The 16,212-nt window shown below is 59.9% G+C and carries 12 protein-coding genes; 9 read left to right on the forward strand and 3 right to left on the reverse strand.

What is annotated here, in order from left to right; translation table 11 throughout:
* Positions 1-104: 104 nt before the first annotated feature.
* A complete protein-coding gene (locus tag GA0061100_RS22885) occupies positions 105-1,112 on the reverse strand; it encodes a LacI family DNA-binding transcriptional regulator (protein WP_075855026.1) in 1,008 nt (335 codons plus the stop codon).
* A gap of 328 nt (positions 1,113-1,440) precedes the next feature.
* Here GA0061100_RS22885 and GA0061100_RS22890 point away from each other — a divergent pair, with 328 nt between their 5' ends.
* The 3 genes from GA0061100_RS22890 to GA0061100_RS22900 all read left to right on the forward strand — a co-directional run bounded on the left by GA0061100_RS22890 (position 1,441) and on the right by GA0061100_RS22900 (position 5,124).
* Complete coding sequence (locus tag GA0061100_RS22890) at positions 1,441-2,427, forward strand: sugar ABC transporter substrate-binding protein (protein ID WP_075855027.1); 987 nt, start codon at positions 1,441-1,443, stop codon at positions 2,425-2,427.
* Between the two features lie 164 nt (positions 2,428-2,591).
* Positions 2,592-4,118 carry a sugar ABC transporter ATP-binding protein gene (locus tag GA0061100_RS22895; RefSeq protein WP_425298696.1) on the forward strand — a complete coding sequence of 509 codons (1,527 nt, stop codon included), beginning with the start codon at positions 2,592-2,594 and terminating at the stop codon, positions 4,116-4,118.
* Complete coding sequence (locus GA0061100_RS22900) at positions 4,102-5,124, forward strand: ABC transporter permease (RefSeq protein ID WP_075855029.1); 1,023 nt, start codon at positions 4,102-4,104, stop codon at positions 5,122-5,124. Before GA0061100_RS22895 ends, GA0061100_RS22900 begins: the two co-directional genes overlap by 17 nt.
* Positions 5,125-5,176: 52 nt before the next feature.
* Here GA0061100_RS22900 and GA0061100_RS22905 read toward each other — a convergent pair whose 3' ends face one another.
* On the reverse strand, positions 5,177-8,203 hold the full coding sequence (locus GA0061100_RS22905; RefSeq protein ID WP_075855135.1) for an alpha-mannosidase: 3,027 nt from the start codon (positions 8,201-8,203) through the stop codon (positions 5,177-5,179).
* A gap of 212 nt (positions 8,204-8,415) precedes the next feature.
* Between GA0061100_RS22905 and GA0061100_RS22910 the strand changes: the two genes are divergently transcribed.
* Complete coding sequence (locus GA0061100_RS22910; RefSeq protein ID WP_075855030.1) at positions 8,416-9,552, forward strand: ROK family transcriptional regulator; 1,137 nt, start codon at positions 8,416-8,418, stop codon at positions 9,550-9,552.
* Positions 9,553-9,567: 15 nt separating this feature from the next.
* Here GA0061100_RS22910 and GA0061100_RS22915 read toward each other — a convergent pair whose 3' ends face one another.
* Positions 9,568-10,614: a Gfo/Idh/MocA family protein gene (locus GA0061100_RS22915; protein ID WP_075855031.1), complete on the reverse strand. Its 1,047-nt coding sequence runs from the start codon at positions 10,612-10,614 to the stop codon at positions 9,568-9,570.
* Between the two features lie 277 nt (positions 10,615-10,891).
* On the opposite strand from GA0061100_RS22915, the gene GA0061100_RS22920 reads away from it, so the two are divergent.
* The 5 genes from GA0061100_RS22920 (at position 10,892) to GA0061100_RS22940 (ending at position 16,204) form a co-directional block, all read left to right on the forward strand.
* On the forward strand, positions 10,892-12,190 hold the full coding sequence (locus GA0061100_RS22920) for a type 2 periplasmic-binding domain-containing protein (protein WP_075855032.1): 1,299 nt from the start codon (positions 10,892-10,894) through the stop codon (positions 12,188-12,190).
* A 68-nt stretch (positions 12,191-12,258) separates the two neighbouring features.
* Complete coding sequence (locus tag GA0061100_RS22925; RefSeq protein WP_075855033.1) at positions 12,259-13,188, forward strand: carbohydrate ABC transporter permease; 930 nt, start codon at positions 12,259-12,261, stop codon at positions 13,186-13,188.
* Positions 13,185-14,027 carry a carbohydrate ABC transporter permease gene (locus GA0061100_RS22930; RefSeq protein WP_075855034.1) on the forward strand — a complete coding sequence of 281 codons (843 nt, stop codon included), beginning with the start codon at positions 13,185-13,187 and terminating at the stop codon, positions 14,025-14,027. The genes GA0061100_RS22925 and GA0061100_RS22930 overlap by 4 nt, the downstream gene beginning before the upstream one ends.
* Positions 14,028-14,065: 38 nt before the next feature.
* Positions 14,066-15,304, forward strand: a complete 1,239-nt coding sequence (locus tag GA0061100_RS22935) for an ROK family transcriptional regulator (RefSeq protein WP_075855035.1) — start codon at positions 14,066-14,068, stop codon at positions 15,302-15,304.
* Positions 15,305-15,349: 45 nt separating this feature from the next.
* Positions 15,350-16,204 carry a sugar phosphate isomerase/epimerase family protein gene (locus tag GA0061100_RS22940; RefSeq protein ID WP_075855036.1) on the forward strand — a complete coding sequence of 285 codons (855 nt, stop codon included), beginning with the start codon at positions 15,350-15,352 and terminating at the stop codon, positions 16,202-16,204.
* The last annotated feature ends 8 nt before the right edge of the window (positions 16,205-16,212 follow it).

A 16,212-nucleotide genomic window follows, 5' to 3' on the forward strand; every position in this document is an offset into this window, starting at 1 on the left:
CTGAAGACATATCAGCGGATCAATACGCACAGATAAAAAGATACATGCAACTCATCAATATTGGGCTATAGCGCCTGCTGCGATCACCGACATATCATCAGCTTTCAATCCGGCTGCGGTGAAGAGGTTGTTTCCCCCTCCGAAATCTCGCAGCCCAGCAAGAGTGGTTTGCCGAGGCCCGGGGCATCCTGCTTGCTCAGCAAAACAGCGACTGCCGCTGCTGCTATTTCCTGAATCGGCTGCTTCACGGTGGTCAGGCGTGGCGTTGTCATGCTTGCGAGCGGAATGCCGTCGAAACCGACGATGGAAAGGGCAGCCGGGATCGGGATTCCCAAATCGTGGGCTGCACGCATGCAGCCAATCGCCTGCTGGTCGGAACTTGCGAATATGGCGGTTGGGCGCTCGTGACGCGCGCGCGCGAGAAGATAGTTTCCGGCAGACCGGCCGCTTTCATAGTCGAAAGCCGCTTCTGCGATCAGCGGCGCCGCATTCTGCTCGCCATCGCAGGCGAGTTCCATCGCATCGAGATAGCCCTTGAGACGATCGTTGGCGGGGACGGAGTCTTTGGGACCAGAAATGAAGCCGATGCGGCGATGGCCAAGCTTCACAAGATGCTCGACGCCGAGGCGCACGCCACTGCGATGATCGGCAGCAATGCCGGAATATCCCGGCAGGAGGCGGTCGACGATGACGATCGGCAGCCCCTTCGGCAGCTTGAGCGTATGGAAATCGTTGCTCGGAACAAGGATGATGCCATCCACCTTCCGACTTGTCAGCTGGCCGATCCGATCCGCCTCCTTGGCCGCATGGTCAAAAGAGGTCATGACGATGATGTTATAGCCATGTCGTGCTGCTGCTTGTTCCGCGGATTGGACGAGTTCCGAGAAGAAGGGATTGGTGAGGTCGGGAATGATGATGCCGATGAGACGACTGACCTTGCCGCGCATGCTTCTGGCAGAGGGGTCGGGCATATAACCGAGCTCCTCGATGACGCCCCTGACCCGAGCCCGCAATTCATCCGTAACGGAAGGATGATCATTCAAAACTCGTGAAACGGTCCCGGTGGAAACTCCCGCCAGCTTGGCAACGTCTCGAATTCCAACCTTTGGCATAACGGAACCAATATCCCTTCATTTCACCTTCCGAGACGCCCTGGATGCGCCTGATCCGGGCTCTCAGCTAATGATCTCTGCCGCCTTAGTCAAAGGCTGCATGTCAAGCCTATCCTCCGCCGCGCGAGAGCAAAGCTCGCGTCAGATGGAAACGGTTCATCATATCTATCTTCCCGGACTGGTAAAGTTACAATTTCAGCTACCTTTCAGTCCGAAATTCGGCGCCTTGACAATTCTTGGCGGCATGCTACCCAATATGCGTGGAAACGGTTCATTGTCGCAGACAACTCAGGTGGAGCTGAGCCCAGGACCGTTCGGGAGGAAAGAAATGACCAATTCTACAAAGCATGAATCCGTCTTGATCAACGCAAAACGGCGTGCAGCGCTGAAGTTCGGGCTGGCCGGCACTCTCGTGCTTGCGCTGTCCTGCGGCGTCTCGCCTGCCTTTGCTGCAGGCAAGCCCAAGGTCGGGCTGATCATGAAATCCCTGTCCAATGAGTTCTTCAAGCAGATGAAGGCCGGCGCCGACAAGTATGCGGCCGAAAACAAGGACAAGTTCGACTTCAAGGCCGTCGGCATGAAGGACGAGCGTGACTTCGCCTCGCAGGTCGATGCCGTCGAGAACTTCGTGACGCAGAAATACGACATCATCGTCGTAGCGCCTGCCGATTCCAAGGCCATGGCGACGCCGCTTGCCAAGGCCGTGAAGGCCGGCGTGAAGGTCATCAATATCGACGTGCCGCTCGATGCCGATGCCAAGAAGGCGGCCGGTATCGACCTCGCCTTCTTCGGTCCCGACAACACGGCCGGCGCCAAGCTTGCCGGCGACGCGCTTGCCAAGGATCTGGGACCTGGCGCGAAGGTCGTGATTCTGGAGGGCAATCCAGAGGCCGACAATGCCAAGGAGCGCAAGGTCGGCTTCATGGACTCGATCAAGGCCGGCAAGCTCGATCTTCTCGACAGCAAGACCGCGCATTGGGAGACCGAGGAAGCCAATACCGTCATGACGAATTTCCTCACGAAATATAAGGATATTCAAGGCGTCATGGCCGCCAACGACTCCATGGCCCTCGGTGTGGTCAAGGCGCTTGACGCATCAGGCCAGGCAGGCAAGATCAAGGTTGTCGGCTTCGATAACATTCCGTCTGTCAAGCCATTGATCAAGGACGGCAAGATGCTGGCCACCGTCGAGCAATATGGTGCGGAAATGGCGGCCATGGGCATCAAGTACGGCCTTCGCGAATATGCCGGCGAAAAATTCACCGGCTGGGTCAAGACGGATGTAACGCTCGTCACCGCCAAGGATCTCAAATAGCCGATACTATCGGTCTTGCGGACAGGGATGCGTCGGCATTTTGCCGGCGCATCCGCTCCGCGATCGCTCTTCTTGCCGCCCGCTCAGGATCGAACTTTGAATCCTGCCAGACGGCGGCACAAGGGCGGCCACCCTCTCCAATTCGAAACAGAAACGCGCATGAGGTGGACGTGCCAGAGACAGTCGATGATGCCATCCTGAAGCTGGAAGGAATAGGCAAGCGCTTTCCGGGCGTCGTGGCGCTGAAGGATGTCTCGATAGAGATCGGCCGCGGCAGGGGTCACATACTTCTTGGCGAAAACGGCGCCGGAAAATCGACCCTGATCAATCTGCTTGGCGGCGTCTTCAAGCCGGACGACGGCCGCATCCTGTTTGACGGCGAAGCCTATCATCCATCCTCGCCGCTGGAGGCATTCAAGGCGGGCATCCGGGTTATCCACCAGGAACTGCATCCTCTTTCCAATCTCACCGTCGCCGAGAACCTGCTTTTTGAGCATCTGCCGCGCGGATACGGCCTGGTGAACTACAAGCAGATGAACGCCAGGGCGGCGGAACTGCTGGCCGAAGTCGGCCTCAACGTGGCACCGACGACGCTTGCCAGCAGCTTGAGCGTCGCCCAGCTTCAGCTCCTCGAGATCGCCAAGGCGCTCTCCAACGAAAGCAAGCTTCTGGTCCTCGATGAACCGACGGCGACCTTGACCTCCAAGGAAGTTGACCGTCTCTTTGAGATTCTGAAGCGGCTGAAGGCGCGCGGCGTCACCACGCTCTACATATCGCACCGGCTCGAGGAGATCTTCGAGGTGGGCGACGACGTGACCATCCTGCGCGACGGACAGCACGTGATTACGCGGCCGCTCGAAGGGCTCGGCATTCCGAAAATCGTTGAACTCATGGTCGGGCGTGAACTCGCGAAGCACGACGCCTTCCGCGGCGACAGCACCATATCCGGCGAGGCGCTTGGCGTCTCCGGCCTGAAGGTGACGCGCCACAGCCCGGAGCTGTCATTTTCCGTCGCCAAGGGAGAAATCGTCGGCATTGCCGGGCTTGTTGGCAGCGGCCGCACCGAGGCGGTTCGCGCCATATTTGGCGCTGACGCCAAGGCTGCCGGCGAAATCCGTGTGGACGGCGAGGCGATCGATATCACGTCGCCGAAGGATGCGGTGGCTGCGGGACTGTGCCTGGCAACGGAAGACCGCAAGATTCAAGGGTTGATGCTCGACCTTAGCTGCGCCGAGAACACCACCATCACCGATCTTGGCAAGGTCTCCCGCAACGGCTTGATCATCCGCAAGCAGGAAGACGGCCATTCGCAACGCCTGGTGCGCGAACTCAGGATCAAGACACCATCCATCCATCAGGCCGTCAGGACCTTCTCAGGTGGCAACCAGCAAAAGGTGGTCATCGCCAAATGGCTGTTTCGCGGTCCCAAAGTGCTGATCTTCGACGAGCCGACGCGCGGCATCGATGTCGGTGCCAAGGCGGAAATCTACGAGCTTCTGTGGAAATTTGCCGCCGAGGGAAAAGGCGTTCTGGTCGTGTCTTCGGACTTGCCGGAACTCATGAGCATTTGCCACCGCATCATCGTCTTCTCGGACGGCAAGATAGCCGGGGAAATAGCCCGGGAGCACTTTGACGAGAGCAGGATCCTCTCACTCGCTTACAAGGAGTACAGTCGTGTCCGGCAACATTGAAAAGACGACCGAGGCGAAAGAGGCCAGCGTCTGGGACAAGCTCATCCGGATCTCGATGAAAGAGGCCGGCGTCGCCATCGCTCTCGTCCTGATTTTGATCTTCTTCTCGCTGACGGCGCCGTATTTCGCGACGCCGGAGAATTTCCTGAAGATCTTCGTGCAGATCGCCATCAACACGGTGCTCGCCGCCGGCATGACCTTCGTCATCCTCACGGGCGGTATCGATCTTTCCGTCGGGTCACTGCTTGCCCTTTGCACAGTCATCGGCGCGACGATCATGATCGACCCGAGGTTTTCTCCGTGGCAGGCGATCGTTCTTGCTTCGCTCGCCTCGATGGGCGCCGGCGCGATCCTGGGTGCCATCAACGGATGGATCTGCGAGAAATGGAAACTTCCATCCTTCATCGTCACGCTCGGCATGCTCAACGTCGCAAGCGGCCTGGCGCGCGTCGTCAGCGACAACTCCACCATCACCGGCCTGCCGCAACCCTTTGTCGATTTCGGCAATCTGATCTTCTGGGGCGTCTTTCCGTCGATCTTCCTGATCGCAATCGTCGTCGTCCTCATCGGCTGGTTCGTGCTGCGCTACACGGTGTTCGGACGTTTCGTCTTCGCGATCGGGACGAACGAGGAGGCTGTCCGCCTGTCAGGGCATGAACCGAAGAGATACAAGATCGCAGTCTTCACCATTTCCGGACTGACCGCCGGCATTGCAGCCATGGTCTACCTGCTCCGTCTCAATGTCGGCAGCCCGGTTGCAGGCATCGGCTATGAACTGAACGCCATCGCAGCCGTCATCATCGGCGGCACCAGCCTTTCCGGCGGCAAGGGATCGATCATCGGAACGCTTGTTGGAGCCTGCATCCTGCAGGTGCTGTCCACGGGGCTGCAGCTACTCGGCGCCGACGACAACATCAAGCCGATCGTCATCGGCGCCGTCATCGTTCTGGCCGTCATTCTCGACAGCTATCGCGGCCGGCTGATGCGGATATTGGAGAGCCGCTGACGAGGCGGCTCTCCTGAGCAAGGCGGTAGTCCAACAGAGCCGAACTTTGCCGTCAGCTCCGCTGCAACTTCCAGGTCCGGATTTCGAACGGCATGATGTCGGCGGGGCCGGTGCGTTCGATCGGCTCTTCGAGGATGTTCAGCGGCCCCGATGTCTGCCATCCCGACGGCAGGGTCAGCGACAGGCGGCCGCGCCGGCCGGCTGGTTCGTAAAGCCTCAGGACAAGGCCCTCCCCTTCCTCGGCCGGCTTCAGGCCCGAAAAGGCGACCGGTATGCCTTCGATGCCGAGCGGCGACGAGGTGCCGGCCGCAAGACCGCTGGCCTCGATGCTGACCAGCGGCTGATTGAGATCGATCGCCTCCGGCAGAACGCCACCTTCATACCAGGCGCCCTCATGTGGCATCAGCGCATAGGTGAAGCTCTGCTGACCTTCATCGGCAAGCGGATCGGGATAGATCGGTGAGCGCACGAGGCTCATGCCGAGGAGATTACCGCGAGCGCTGTGGCCGTATTTGGCGTTGTTGAGCAGGGCGACGCCGAAGCCGGGCTCGCTCAGATCGACAAAGCGGTGCGCCGCCGCCTCGAACATCGCCTGCTCCCAGGACGTATTGGTGTGGGTTTGCCGCTCGACGATACCGAAGGCGCATTCGAAAGTCGCGGTACGCGACCGCACGGCAACCGGGTTCAGGGTTCTGAGCAAAGTGCGCCGGTCGTGCCAGTCGATGGTCGTTTCGATATCCAGCCTGTGGGCATTGGCCGTCAGAACATAGAGCTGGGTCACGGTCGAGTGGCGATATCGATTGACGACGCGGATCGCGGCGCGATGCGGCCCCTCCTCGACCAGGGTAATGCTCTCCGGCTGATCGAGCCGGATACCTTTCTCGGCATAATCGGCATCCACGTCCCAGGCATCCCAGTTGCGCGGCTTGTCTGCGGGATAGGCCCAGAGCTGGTTGGCTGCCCCCTCGATCGCCTCCCGCCCGGTCGCCTTGTGAACAAGGCTTGATACGGCACCATCCTTGCCGATGACAACGGACAGATGCTCGTTCTCGAGATGATGGGTATCGGCTTTGAGCCCACCGGCGGGCTTCAGCGCTTTGCGATCGAAAACCGCGACGGAAAGAGGCGCAACGGAATCGGCCGAAGCCAGGACCGTTCCATCCGATAGGGTTGCGGTGAGCGGGCGCGGCGAAAGCGACGGGTTGACGACAACAAGCGCATCCGCAACACCGCCTGCCGGAAGATGGGCCGACAGCACCTTCAAAGCCTTGGCCTGCTCTGCCTTGGCATTGCCGATCACGCCATCAAGTTCGCGCTCGGCATCGACATAGACCTCGCGGATACTGGACCCCGGCAAGATATCGTGAAACTCGTTCTTCAGAACGACCCGCCAATCCGCCTCGAGGCTTTGAGGTTTGGCAGCACCCAGCATATGGGCGAGCGAGGCCAGCGTCTCCGCCGTGATCAGGGCGCGTTCGGCCTGGCGGTGCTTGCGCTTGACGCCGCTTTGCGACGTCAGCGTCGCGCGGTGCAGTTCGAGGTAGATTTCGCCATCCCAGACCGGCAGCTGCTTTTGCGCCGCGGTGCGATGAGCCCCTTCATAATAGCTCTTCACCGTGCCCCAGCGTGCCCTGGGGATCGCAGGAAAGTCCCGCAACTGCACTTCGCGCTCGACCATCTCAGGCGTGACGCCGCCACCGCCGTCGCCATAGCCGACGGCCAGCAGCGATGTGTCGTGCTCGGTCTTGCCGCGAAAATTCTTCCACGTCGGCACGAAGCAATCCGGCTGCACGAAGCCGTTATATCCTTGCATGGGATTGTCGAACGTATGGGTCAGAACCTTGCTGCCGTCGAGCCCCTTCCACCAGAACAGGTCGGATGGAATATGATTGGTCTCGCTCCAGTTCACCTTGATCGTGAAGAAGCTGTCGATACCTCCGAGCCTGAGGATCTGCGGCAAGGCGCCTGAAAAGCCGAAGCAATCGGGCAGCCAGCAGACGCTATGGCGCAGACCGAAATGCTTTTCGAAAAAGCGCTGGCCATAGAGAACCTGGCGCACCAGGCTCTCGCCTGTCGGCATATTGGTATCGGGCTCGACCCACATGCCGCCGACGGTTTCCCACTTGCCATCGGCCACCTTCTTCTTGATCCGTTCCAGCAATTCCGGATCATCTTCCTCCATCTGCGCATAATAATGGGCAGTCGACTGGTTGAACCGGAAGTCGTCGGAGCGTTCCATCAGCGAAAGCGCGGTGTTGAAGGTGCGGCGCATCTTGCGGCGCGTCTCGCCATAGGGCCAAAGCCACGCCAGATCGATATGGGCATGGCCGGTCAACAACAGCTCGCCGTTTTGCGGAAAACGCTTCTGCAGCTCTTTCAGCTGCGCGAGCAGACGATCATAGGCAGCGGCCGCCGAGGCGCTCTGCGCTTCGTTGAGACCGGCTGGATTATCCTGAAGCTCCGGCAGCTCCCATATCTTCCGCTGCATCGCTGCGGTTGACGTGCGCGAGATATAGGCTGGCGTGTCCGAGGGCCAGTCCAGGCTGCGAAGCGCCTGTTCGGCCGCATCGATCAGATGCGGCACGACTTCGTGATCATCGAGGATATCGGCCGCCTCGCTGATCTGCTGCAACAGGAGATGCAACCTGTGGGCTGGTTCATCCAGCCAGATCAATCGCGCCTTGTTCAGCTTCGGTACCCTGTTCGGCTCTCCGAAAGGAAACCGCGCGACGCTCTCGGTTGCAATCGAGAATTCCCAGTGCTTGAGCGGAAACTCCTGGTGATAGGGGTCGAGCCCGAACGTCTCGGTATGGCCATCGGGATAACGCAGCGTCAACAGGCTCTCACCCCCAAGATCGAGCTGCAGACGGGTCTGTTCAAGCGGCCAGTCTTGCGGCACCGTTGCCGTGGCAGCGAAGCGAACCGTTCCCTTACGGTGCGGCCAATCCTGATGATGCGCAATAGGCTCCCCGTCAAACGTCCAGCCGTCGATCGTAAGGCTTTGCCTGTCGCGCCAATGCGCAAGCTCTGCAGTGCGGACTTTCAGGCGATCAAGGCGTTGGGCAATAGAGAGAGACATGGCGGGTCCTATCGGAAGATCGGCAACTGACGGCGGAGGAGAGAACATATCAGCGCAAACAGGTCGCAGGCCCTGCGTCCCATCTCCTCCAAGCGGATCGCATAGCCCGGTTTAGATTAAGTAACTTTGTTTTGGCGTCAAGCGCACAAGAAATAAGTTGCGAGAGTTTTGTCCGTGATACACAAGCGTGAAGGTACGCAAGGAAATCGGCTATGCGGTATCTTCGATCCGGGCCACGACGGCATCTGCCGGAGGAGACGGACGTTACGCGGGGTAAGACACTCGGTCTGCGGTCGGGAGAAATCGCCGACAGAAACATCCGCGTCATCCTGGAGGCAATCCGGCGCCACGGTCCCCTGACCCGCATGGAGCTCGGAAAGCATTCCGGACTGACCGGGCCGGGGATCACCAACATTCTGCGCCGGCTTGGCGATGAAGGGCTGGTGACGTCGCATCGGCGCAATGGCGCCGGCGGCGGTGCGACGTCAACGGAATTTGCACTGCGGCCCGAAGGAGCCTTCTCGCTCGGTGTCAGGGTTCGCCGGAGCCGCGGCGAAGCCGTACTGATCGACCTCAGTGGCCAGGTTCATGATCGCACCTATTTTCCGGTAGCGGCAAGGTCAAGAGTGGCCTCGGTTCTGTCAGTCGTCGAAGCCATGATGGCGCGTCACACCGGCGCGGCGATCATCGGCTTGGGAATAGGCTCGAATGACTGGAGCCCGGAAGAAAGCGACCAGCTGGATGCCGCATCGAAATTCCCGCGCAGCTATGTCGAGAACGAATGCACGGCAAGCCTGCTCGCCGAGCGCACGATCGGTACGCCGGCGCCGAAAGGCGGGCTCGCAATGATTATCATCGACGAGGATGTCCAGGCCGGCTTCCTCGTTCGCGGCATTCCCTACTCGGGCGTTCATGGACGCGCGGGCAATATCGGCGACATGCGCACCGGCCCCGACAATATCCGTTTGAACACGGTCGTCGGCTTCGATGCGCTGCGCAGATTGATGAGCGACGATGAATTCAGACGCATTCTGGCGGGCGAGGAGCCGGCTTCCCCGCTGCTGACGCCGTGGATACGCGAGGCAGCAAGCCACCTTCTTGACCCGATCATCGCGATTGCCGGCTTCATTGCTCCAAGCGTCATCATGATCGGCGGCGACCTGCCGCGAGGCGTCATCGAGGCGCTGATCCATCAGCTTTCCGTCGAGCGCCGCGACACGTCGAAAAGGCCCTTCCTGACGCCCTGGATTTCGCCGATGAAACCCGCAAGCTTCAGCGGTGGCGGCGTGGCGCTGGGGGCGGCACTGCTGCCTTTCCTCAACACCCTGCTGCCACCGGTTTCCGCCTGACCCACCGTCGCCGGTTCAGGCAAGCGCCTCGTCTTTATGGCTGGCATCCGAAGCCAGCGCCTTGTCCAGAACCTTCTGAATATTGGCCGCTCGGCGGAATGATGGCTCTTGCGTCTTGCCCGCTCTGACGGCCTGGACGAACCGCTGGTAGTTCGTCTCCACATCATCGAAGGGGATATCGCGCCATGTTGCCGTGTGAACATCTTCGCCAAGGCAGGCTCTAAGCGTCGACTTTCCCGTGTCGTAGATCATCTCGATCGAACCCGTCTCGCCATAGACCCTTAGACGCAGTTGATCCATCTGGCCGGCGGCGGTGCGCGTCGCCTGGATCGTGCCAATCGCTCCCGTCGTGAAGTCGACATTCATCGTGAAACTGTCATTCGCATCGAGATCATATTCGCCGATCTTGTCACCCGGCGCCTTGTTGAAGGTCTTTAGCCGCGCAAAGACATGGGCCACGTCGAGCCCGGAACCATAAGAGGCAAAGTCGACGATATGGATGCCGATATCGCCAAGCGCTCCGTTCGAACCGTGCTTCTTGCTGAGGCGCCACAGCCATTTGCTCTCCGACTTCCAGTCTCCCCAATGCCTGCCGACAAGCCAGCTCTGCAGATGAGAGGCTTCGACATGCCTCACCTCGCCGATCTCGCCGGCAAGCACCATTTGCCGACCTTTTTGCAAGGCCGGCGAATTGCGGTAGGTGAAATTCACCATGCCGACCTTACCGGCCTTTTCTATCGCCTCGGTCATTTCCATTGCCTTGATCGCGTCGGTCGCAAGCGGCTTTTCGCAGAAGACATGCTTGCCAGCCGCAATTGCCAGCAGCGTCGTCGCGTGGTGAACCGCGTCGGGCGTCACATTGGCGACGGCATCGAATTCGCCCCAGGCGAGCGCTTCTTGGAGCGAGCTGAAATGATTGGGAATGCCGTGTTCCGAGCAAAAGGCGGCCAATCGCTCGGGCACGACGTCAACGCCGCCTACGACGCTGACACCCTCGATCTCCTTGAAACTTGCCGCATGCTTGTTGGCCATTCCGCCAGTGCCGAGAATGAGTAGGCGCATCTGATCCTCCATAGATGTCCGGTTCGGCCAGCATCCGCCAGCCAGGGCAAAACCCCGCCGCCCATCGCGGATGCCCGCAATGGCTCGACTATTATGCGATCGGGAAATGCGGCTTGAGGCCGCTAGCTGCTGTTGAATGTCGCCAGCATCTCAATCCTCCCGAGCTGCGACTTGACATCAAACCAAAGTAACTTAATCTAATTAATGCAGCATGGAAATGAGGAGAGGTCAACTGGCCACCATGCTGTATCCGTTCAAAATGGGGAGGAGACCCATCATGAAGAGAGCGTTCGTCAGCGCGCTAGCGCTGAGCACAATGTTGTTTTCAGTGCCTGCCGCATTTGCCCAAGAACTGGCGACAAAGGACAGGATCGGCCTTGCCGACGCGCCGAAAACACTCACTGTCCGGCTCACGAACGATAGTCAGAACAATGCCGATCCGGCGATCGCACAGGGCTATCAGAAGCTCTTCGTCGACTTCATCAAGAAACATCCCGACTGGAAGCTGCAGATGCAGTTCATGTCGGCTGACATCGGCACGGAACAGGCGAAAATGCTTGAACAGGCCAAGGCCGGCAACGCTCCGGATTGCGCCGCCGTCGACTCCTTCGTCTTGTCGCAGTTCATGGTCAACCATGTGCTTGCCGACTTCACGCCCTATTTCTCGAAGGACGAGGTCGCCGACCTCTTCCCCTTCATTCGCAACGGCATTACCGACAAGGACCAGACCATCCGCGCCTGGTGGTGGGATACCGATCTTCGCGTGCTCTACCGCAACAAGTCCATCGTTCCCGATGCGCCGCAGACCTGGGACGATCTGAAGAAGGCTGGTATCGCTTCCGTCAAGGAAGGGATGGAAGGCATCCTCTTCAACGCCGGCCGCTACGAGGGCTCGACCTTCGACTGGCTCGCCAATTATTGGGCGCTCGGCGGCAAGCTCGTCGACGATAGCGGCAAGCCCGTCTTCGGCGAAGGTGAAAACAAGGAAAAATTCCTCAAGGCGCTCACTTATTACAAGGATCTTGTCGATTCCGGCGCCGCGCCCAAGCGTGTGACCACCATCGGCAACTATGACGACCTGAATGCTGCTGCGGCCGCAGGAACCACGGCGCTCTTCATCGGCGGCAACTGGCAGCTTGCGCAATTGAAGGCAACACTGGATGCGGACGAGTTCGCCAACTGGACCTTCTCGCCGATCCCCGGCCCGACGGCCGATCAGCGCTCCACCGGCACCGGCGGCTGGACGATCGCTTCCTTCAGCAAGGACAAGGACAAGGTCGAGATGTGCGCAAACCTTGCCCGCGACATCTATATGGGGCCGGGCAACGCGCTGCAGCAGCAATTGCCGACGCGCAAGTCGCTCTTCGACAAGTATGAGGTCTTTGCGACCGAAGCCAACAAGACCTTCGCGCAGGCGCTCGCCAACGGCCAGGCCCGTCCGGGCGCCCCGATCTATCCGGAAATCTCCAACCAGATCCAGATCATGATGGGTGACGTCCTGTCAGGAACCAAGCAGCCAGAAGAGGCCTTGAACGCAGCATTCAAGGCGACGATGGAGGCTTACAAGCGTCTCTAACGATTGTGATCGCGGCAGCGCCCCTTGCGGGCGCCGCCGGTAGTGTCAAACCCGGACAGAGAAGCCCAATGACCCCAATTGCCATCGAGGCCGCCAGTCGGCCTCACAGCAGATCGTTCATGCGCCGCTTTGCCGGCGCACCTCTGCCCTGGATCATGCCCGTGATCATCGTCATCGGCATCTTCTATCTCTATCCGGTGATCGACGTCTTCCGTCTGTCCTTCACCAATGCGACGCTGATCGGTGATAATCAGGACTATACGCTCAGCTCGATCGCCAACATGTTGAGTTCGGCGCAGCTTCCCGACATCCTCTGGGCAACCCTCGTCTTCGTCGGCGGCAGCGTCATCGGGCAACAGATTCTTGGCCTTGCCGTCGCGGTCGTTGTCGTTCGTGGCGAAAAACGCGGATTGTTCGGCACGACGATCCTGAGAACCACGGCGCTGATTGCTTGGGTCGTGCCGGGAATTGCCGGCGGGATCATCTGGCAGATGCTGTTTTCGGAGGCGCCCTATGGTGCGCTGAATAGCATCCTACGGCTGATGCACCTGCCTGTCGTCGCCTGGCTTTCCGATCCCGCGATCGCGCCGTGGTCGGCCCTGATTTCGAACATCTGGCGCGGAACGGCCTTTTCGATGGTCGTCATGTATGCCGCGCTCAAATCCATCGACCCCTCGCTCTATGAGGCGGCCGAGGTCGATGGCGCGACGGGCTCGCAACAGTTCTTCTTCATCACCATCCCGCAGCTGCGCGCCGCGATCCTCGTCAACATGATCCTCATCACGATCATGACGCTCAATACCTTCGACGCGATCATCACCTTGACGGGCGGCGGGCCTGGGCGGGCGACCGAGGTCATATCGCTCTATGTCTTTAACATCGTCTTCCGCAATTACGACCTGTCGGGCGGAAGCGTGCTTTCCGTGCTGATGCTGATCATCAGCCTCGGACTGGCCGTCGTCTATGCGTCGTTCCTGCCGAAGGAGGAAGAGCAATGAGCAGGCGCACCGGCACACGCTTCGGCGATTTCCTGAGCTATGTCTTCATGCTGGCGATGTTCGTCTTCTTCGCCGGCCCGCTGACCTATCTCCTGTCGATGGCGCTGCGCGACAAGCGCGAGATCTATCGTGGCGTCGCGCGCTATATCCCGCACAATCCAACCATCGACAATTTCATCGCCGTGCTCAACAACAGCTATTTCCCGCTCTATCTCTGGAATGGTCTGAAGCTTGCGGCGCTCAGTGGCTTCGGCGTTCTGATCGTCGCCATGCCCGCGGCCTACGCCTTCTCGCGCTTCCAGTTCCGGGGCAAGGGCCTGTCGATGATGGGACTTCTGCTCTTCCAGATGATCTCGCCGCTGGTCATCATGGTGCCGCTCTACCGCTACATGAACCGCCTCGGCCTGCTCGATACGCATTTCGCCGTGACGATGGTCTATATCGCGCTTGGCGTGCCGCTCGCGACATGGCTGTTGAAGAGCACGGTGGACGGCATTCCGCGCAGCCTCGACGAAGCGGCGATGATCGACGGATGCAACCGCTTCTCGGTCTTCTGGCGAATTGTCCTGCCGCTGTCGGCACCGGGTATCGCCTCCGTCTTCATCATCACCGTGATTGCCGGCTGGTCGCAATTCCTGGTGCCTTTTCTGCTACTGACTCAAAACAATTTGATGCCGATCGGCGTCGGGATCTTTAACTTCCGTGGCATGCAAACCGACTCGTCCATCCAGCTGCTGGCGGCCGCCTGCCTCATCTCCGTCGTACCGGCGATCGTGGCGTTCCTGTCGCTGCAGCGGCTGATCCTTGGCTCCATGACCAGCGGCTCCGTGAAGGGTTGAGGCGGTTACATGCCCGTGGCTGATAGAGGATCCCGACCATGAACCAAACAACCGGCGCCAAACTCTCTCCCGATCTGACGGGAGCCAATGTCGAAGATGCAGGCGAATATAACAGGGCCGTGGTTCTGCGCCGCATCCATCGGCAAGCGCCGATCTCACGGGCGGAAATCGCTCGCCAGACGGGCTTCACCAAGCCGGCGATTGCCCGGATCGTCGATCGCCTGCTCGACGAGGGCCTGATTATCGAGGCCCGCCGGCGTCACGGCCTCAGGGGACAGCCGGCAATCGAGCTCGAAATCAATCCGGATGCTTTCTTCGCCATCGGCATCAATATCGATCGCGATCACCTGACGATCCTTGCCGTCGATGCGGTCGGCAACGTGCGTGCTCGCGTGCACCACGAGAAACGCTACATCCTTCCGGGCGAATTCATGCAATTGACCGCCGACGCGATATCGCATTTCCAGCGAAGCCGCCTGATCGACGACGCGCATCTGGCAGGCATCGGCCTTGCCATGCCCGACTGGCTAGGCGAGATCGCCTTCATGGGCAAGCCTGACAATTATGGGGAATGGATGGATTTCGACGTGCGCGCCGCACTGGAGAACCTCTCGCCACACCCTGTCTTCATCGAGAACGAAACCAATGCGGCAGCACTTGCGGAACTCGATTACGGGCTCGGCGCGGAAAGCCGCAGCTTCTTCTATATCGCGATCAATGCCTGCCCCGGAGGCGGCCTTGTGCTCGACGGCAACGGCCATCGCGGCGCCATGGGCCTCAGCGGCGAGATCGGCTGGCTGCCGATTGCCGACCCTCGCGACAAGGCGGCCCAGAAAGTCGAGCTTTTCGGCGAAATATTCTCGCTCTTCTTCCTCTACAAGTTCCTGGGCGAGCACGGCATCAAGGCAAGCGTGCCCTCCGACCTCCTCACCCTGGATGCCCGCGGCAGGAAGCTGGTCTCCCAATGGCTGAAAGGCATGAGCGCGCATCTCGCCGTCGCGGTCAAGCACATCGGCATGATCGTCGATCCCGATGCCATCATCCTCGGCGGCCGCTTGCCCATCCGCATGATCGATGAGCTGCTGCGCTATGTCCACGAACACCTCGATACCGACGACATGACCCTACCATCCATTCATCGCGCCTCACTCGGCGAAGACGCCTGTGCAATCGGCGCCGCCGCAATGCCGATGGCGGCGGCACTCATGCTCGCCTCTTCCGACGAGGTCCAACGTACGCGTTCGCCACTCAAATTCATGGATCGCCTGAACAACTGAGCATGAACAACTGAATTGGCCGTTACGGCTGCAGAGAGGATTTTGATGAGGATCGGCTTTTATACGTCGACATTCAACGACAGGCCATTCGAGGAGGTCGTTGATTTCGCCGCCTCCGCCGGCTTCGATGCGATCGAAATCGATGTCCGCGGCCATATCAAGACACCCGACAAGGTGCGGGCCGCCGTCTCCCTTGCCCGCGATCACGGTCTCTTCGTCTCCTCTATTGCCTTTTTCGGCAATCAGCTCGATGCCGATCGCGCCAGGCGCGGCGAGCTTCGAGCCCTCACCGGGGAATTCGCCGAAGCGATCGGCGAAGCAGGCGTACCAATCTTCGTGATCTTTCCCGGCCGCGACGACAACGCAGACGAGGAGACCAACTATGATGATTTCGCCGACTTCGCCAACCGGCTGATCGAAAGGACGACATCGAGCGGCCTGATCTTCGCGATCGAGAACTGGCCAGGCCCGAAGGACAGTTTCATCGGCACCACGCCGCGGGACTGGGAGGAGCTCTTCAAACGCATTCCCGACAGACGCTTCGGTCTGGAATTCGACCCTTCCCATCTCATCCGCATCGGCGTCGATCCCTATGTCGCGATGGACGCCGTGAAGGATCGCATCGCTATCCTTCACGGCAAGGACACGGCAATCGATGCGACCGCGCAGCAAGCCCTCGGCTATCACCGCAAGGGCTGGTGGCAATACAAGCTGCCGGGACAGGGCCTTCTCGATTGGCCGCGCTTCCTGCGTCAGGCGCGCACCAATGGCTTTGACGGCACGCTTTCAATCGAACACGAGGATGCAGCTTTCGGCTGGCCGGGCAAGGATCTCGCCCAACGGAAGGAGGGCGAGATCCTCGGCCTTGCCTATCTTCGAAATGTCTTGGACACGCTTTGACGCAGCCT

It is taken from the genome of Martinezella hainanensis (assembly GCF_900094555.1).
GTDB classification, from domain to species: Bacteria; Pseudomonadota; Alphaproteobacteria; order Rhizobiales; family Rhizobiaceae; genus Rhizobium; species Rhizobium hainanense.